Annotated in this window: 4 protein-coding genes and 3 pseudogenes; 1 reads left to right on the top strand and 6 read right to left on the bottom strand. The window is 41.4% G+C overall.

Features of this window, described 5'->3' with window-relative positions; translation table 11 throughout:
* The 6 genes and pseudogenes from GOB86_RS15020 to GOB86_RS16665 all read right to left on the bottom strand — a co-directional run.
* Nucleotides 1-98 (bottom strand): transposase (locus GOB86_RS15020; protein ID WP_139018880.1); only part of this gene is annotated, 98 nt, incomplete at its 3' end.
* A 73-nt stretch (nucleotides 99-171) separates the two neighbouring features.
* Nucleotides 172-417: pseudogene (locus GOB86_RS15015) on the bottom strand (transposase); the annotation flags it as partial.
* Nucleotides 418-495: 78 nt separating this feature from the next.
* Nucleotides 496-732, bottom strand: a pseudogene (locus GOB86_RS15010) (IS3 family transposase); the annotation flags it as partial.
* 3 nt (nucleotides 733-735) lie between these two features.
* Nucleotides 736-1,281 carry a hypothetical protein gene (locus tag GOB86_RS15005; RefSeq protein WP_165993456.1) on the bottom strand — a complete coding sequence of 182 codons (546 nt, stop codon included), beginning with the start codon at nucleotides 1,279-1,281 and terminating at the stop codon, nucleotides 736-738.
* 94 nt (nucleotides 1,282-1,375) lie between these two features.
* Nucleotides 1,376-1,957: a hypothetical protein gene (locus tag GOB86_RS15000; protein ID WP_165993454.1), complete on the bottom strand. Its 582-nt coding sequence runs from the start codon at nucleotides 1,955-1,957 to the stop codon at nucleotides 1,376-1,378.
* A complete protein-coding gene (locus GOB86_RS16665; RefSeq protein ID WP_408737378.1) occupies nucleotides 1,947-2,051 on the bottom strand; it encodes an HNH/endonuclease VII fold putative polymorphic toxin in 105 nt (34 codons plus the stop codon). The genes GOB86_RS15000 and GOB86_RS16665 overlap by 11 nt, the downstream gene beginning before the upstream one ends.
* A 192-nt stretch (nucleotides 2,052-2,243) precedes the next feature.
* Between GOB86_RS16665 and GOB86_RS14990 the strand changes: the two are divergent.
* A pseudogene (locus GOB86_RS14990) lies at nucleotides 2,244-2,705 on the top strand (transposase); the annotation flags it as partial.
* Between the last annotated feature and the right edge of the window lie 861 nt (nucleotides 2,706-3,566).

Here is a 3,566-nt window from a genome sequence, read left to right as displayed (position 1 = left end):
ATCCCATGCTCCCGGCACAGGTCAGGAACCGGGACACCGCCCTCAGCCTGGCGGATTACACCCATGATCTGTGCGTCAGTAAAGCGATCACTCTTCATCAGAATCTCCTCAATTCTTACGCTGAGAAAATTCTCATTCAAAAGTCACTCTTTTTATGGGGGGATTACCGTTGATCAGATATTCCGTCCGCTCATCAGACAAATTGTTGAGCGTCTGGATCACCAGAATTTTGAACATCAGCACCGGATCAAATGGCGGTCGTCCGCCTTTGCTTCCGTCAGAATACGCCAGAGCCTTCCCCAGGTCAGGGCGGAAGACTTCAAAATCCACAGTCCGGGAAAATACTTCGAGCTGATCACCAAGCCCGCTCAGCCGGGCAAGCCGCTCTTCAACGTCAAAGAAACCAGACTGCTTCATATCGCCATTCCCTCAATCAACACAGAAGAAATAGAATCATATAGAAGACCCCAAAACCAGGGGGTTTTTCGAACCCTCCATATTCAGGAGCCGAAAAGCACGCCCATCCAAAAGCCTGTCCGCCATGAAATCCATGGACCAACTCCTGTTGGGAAGGGCTGGGACCGACAGCTTTTCAGGCTTTTCGCGAACCAGACGCTTACGGGGTTTAATCCGCAGATTGAGTTCCAGTTCCCGATAGATCCGATAAACCCGCTTATGATTCCAGACATGTCCCTGCACATTGCGCAGATACAGGAAACACAGGCCAAATCCTCTTCACCATAGATACGGCGGATGTCGCCATGAGGGAGGATAACTCCATCGGTATTGAAGGGTAACAGCTGTTGTTTTTTTCGCGTAAGTTTCAATCTCTTTAATGACAACCTTGTCATTCCCAATCAATGTAACAACATACCAGATGCCGATAGGTATATTAAAGAAATTAAAGCGACCATCCGCACTGCATATTGTATGCCTTGTAGTGCTTGATATGCTGGAAGGAACAATTTTTGTATCATTGATTGTACTATAACGGAACATCATATCTACAACGTGATCAGATGTCTGATTTTGAGGAATTAATTGTACATCGTTTCCTGCACAATTTAGTTCGTTGTTTTTACTATTTGAAAAATGGGTAATCCCTCCATGACCATTAGGAGTACTTTGTTGAAAGAAGGCATGCATAAATGCCGTTCCCGTGATAGTCGCTGTACCTTTTTCATCTGATGTCTCTTGCGCTAATGTGTTTTGTGACATTAATGAAATGACAATGAAAGGAAGAATTTTGCATAAAGTAATATTTTTATTTAAGAAATACATATTATAAAACTCTCAATTAGAAATAAATAATAGGCAACAGAACTCTATAAAAAACACCAAATTCAAAGATAAATTTCAACTATTAATTTTTTTATCATTTCATTTCTCCATAAATTTCTATCCACATATCCCACTCACCAGGAACACCCCAAACCCTGATTGGATTAATATTTATTTTTAATAGAAAGAATATAAAATTTTGTCTATCTATATTTACAAATTTATTGACTTCTATTTCTGATCCCCGACTCATAAAATTATCGATTTTTCTCAAATTACTTTCATCATCAGATAAAAATAAAAAACTTTTTCGTTCTGTTCTCACATATTCTATTATTTCAGGCAAAGTATTGGTGCTTACCAATAATAAACCCCAAAAAAATAGCCCCTGACTAGACTCGTAAACCCCTTGTGATATTACCTTGCAATTTCCATCTATTATCTTTTTCACAAAAGGACGATTTAACAATCCCCGATATTTAGTGATTCTATTATTATCTTGCGCCACAGAGTCAAATATAAAAAAGTAAATATTTTCTATAATTCTCCTTTTTTTTAATTCTATGCTTAACCATTCAGCGGCTTCATGCGATGCTACACACCAGCCCTTAGATGCAGGAAAATTTTTCTGAATTGTCGCGTTTGAGCCGTTTGTCCAATTGCCATTAGTAATCATAATGTTCCTTATATGGTTCTCGGGTATTGAAGTGTGGTCCGCGATTTTGACAAGCATCATCTGAATAAATATGTCCAGCGGCTTCATCACGAATTATTATCTATCGCTTCCCGCCTCCTGATTTTGGAATTTCAAAAATATATATGCGGCTTGGTTAAGGTCTAACCGATCGCGCATGTAATCCTTGATGATCGTGTAGCCGCCGGTAAATCCTTGCTCGTCCCGTAGCCGATCGAACACCCGTTTGGCCGTATGGCGCTGCTTGCGCGGGACCGTCCCCGCAACGGACATCGGCATCCCGTTCTTTAGCTACCAGTCGCACATCTCCATCGACCGGAAGTTCCGGTTCATTCGCAAATGGAAAACGACGCATGCCGCCACTAGTGATGGCGCCAGGCTACGCGAGGGCCTGCTGGATAAAACCAATATGGCCTCAAGTGTCTGGGCTGACACGGCGTATCGCTCAAAAGCAAATGAAGACTTCATGGAAAAGCACGGCTTTGTCTCAAAGGTTCACAGGAAAAAGCCGCATCTCAAACCTATGCCCCGGCATATCCAGCAATCTAATGCAGGAAAGTCCGTTATCCGGTCGCGTGTCGAGCATGTCTTTGCCGATCCGAAATCACAGACGGGGCTGTTCGTCCGAACAGTCGGTATCACGCGGGCCACCATGAGGATCGGGCTGGCCAATATCGTCTATAATATGCGTCGCTTTCTCCTTCTGGAGCGGATTAACACGAGCGCGTAGCAACCCAGAGGATGAACACCTCACTCTGCTCAAAACCAGGAGTAAAAGTCAGAGCAGGGAAGCTGCAGTCAACATGCTAAAAACCTGAAATCAGGCGCAAGAGAAGCCAATCAACGGTTTTTCGAACCCTCCACATTTTCCATCAAATAAAAAAAATTTTTTATGGGTTCATCATTTACTTTCCAGAAATCCAATTCTCCAAATTTATTTTTTTTGTTAATAACAATGTGATAACAACAGGCGTCTCATCTATATCTTTGGTTTCACATGTAGATACAGCATGTACTGGGGAGTATATCGTACAGTAATCTGCTCGTATAGAACCCATCTCTTGGTTAACGACCCATACAAATTGATTACCACTCACATCCATACTCATCGGTATGGCTGAGTATAGTATTTTGCAAAAATACAGTTCATAATTGTTAATTATCCTCATTTATCCTTCCAATATTAAAAGTTCCATCTTTGAGATTATATAAATAATACTGCAACCTAACTCCCCTTACAACTATAAATCTTTCATTTAGCCATCTTTAATATTTTTTATTTTTGATAGATCCTCTAATATTTCATTTTTCACTTCTTCCTTGTTCAACGGAGTTTCTTTTTCAATATGCCGCCATACATGATATTCTTGATTCGGATTTCTACCAAAAGATACCGCTCCAGAATAATTTTGTGAATTATCAATTCCTTTAAGTTGTTCTTGTTCAACAACTTTTTTTGCCGCTTCGGTCAGGTTTTCTGTGGGTTCTTCCGCACTTTTCGTGATGATGTTTTTTGATTATGCGGGCTGAAGGACACGCGCCCTGAGGAGTTCGAAGCCTGCTCTTCCGAACATGGTTCGCTTGATCATTT

The organism is Acetobacter lambici (assembly GCF_011516885.1).
Lineage (GTDB): Bacteria > Pseudomonadota > Alphaproteobacteria > Acetobacterales > Acetobacteraceae > Acetobacter > Acetobacter lambici.
The sequence above is the reverse complement of the archived record's forward strand: the minus strand, read 5'-3'. Positions and strand labels throughout refer to the sequence as shown.

Coding starts and splice junctions, on each gene's coding strand:
- GOB86_RS15005 (WP_165993456.1), bottom strand. CDS start 1,281: ATGTATTTCTTAAATAAAAATATTACTTTATGCAAAATTCTTCCTTTC.
- GOB86_RS15000 (WP_165993454.1), bottom strand. CDS start 1,957: ATGATTACTAATGGCAATTGGACAAACGGCTCAAACGCGACAATTCAG.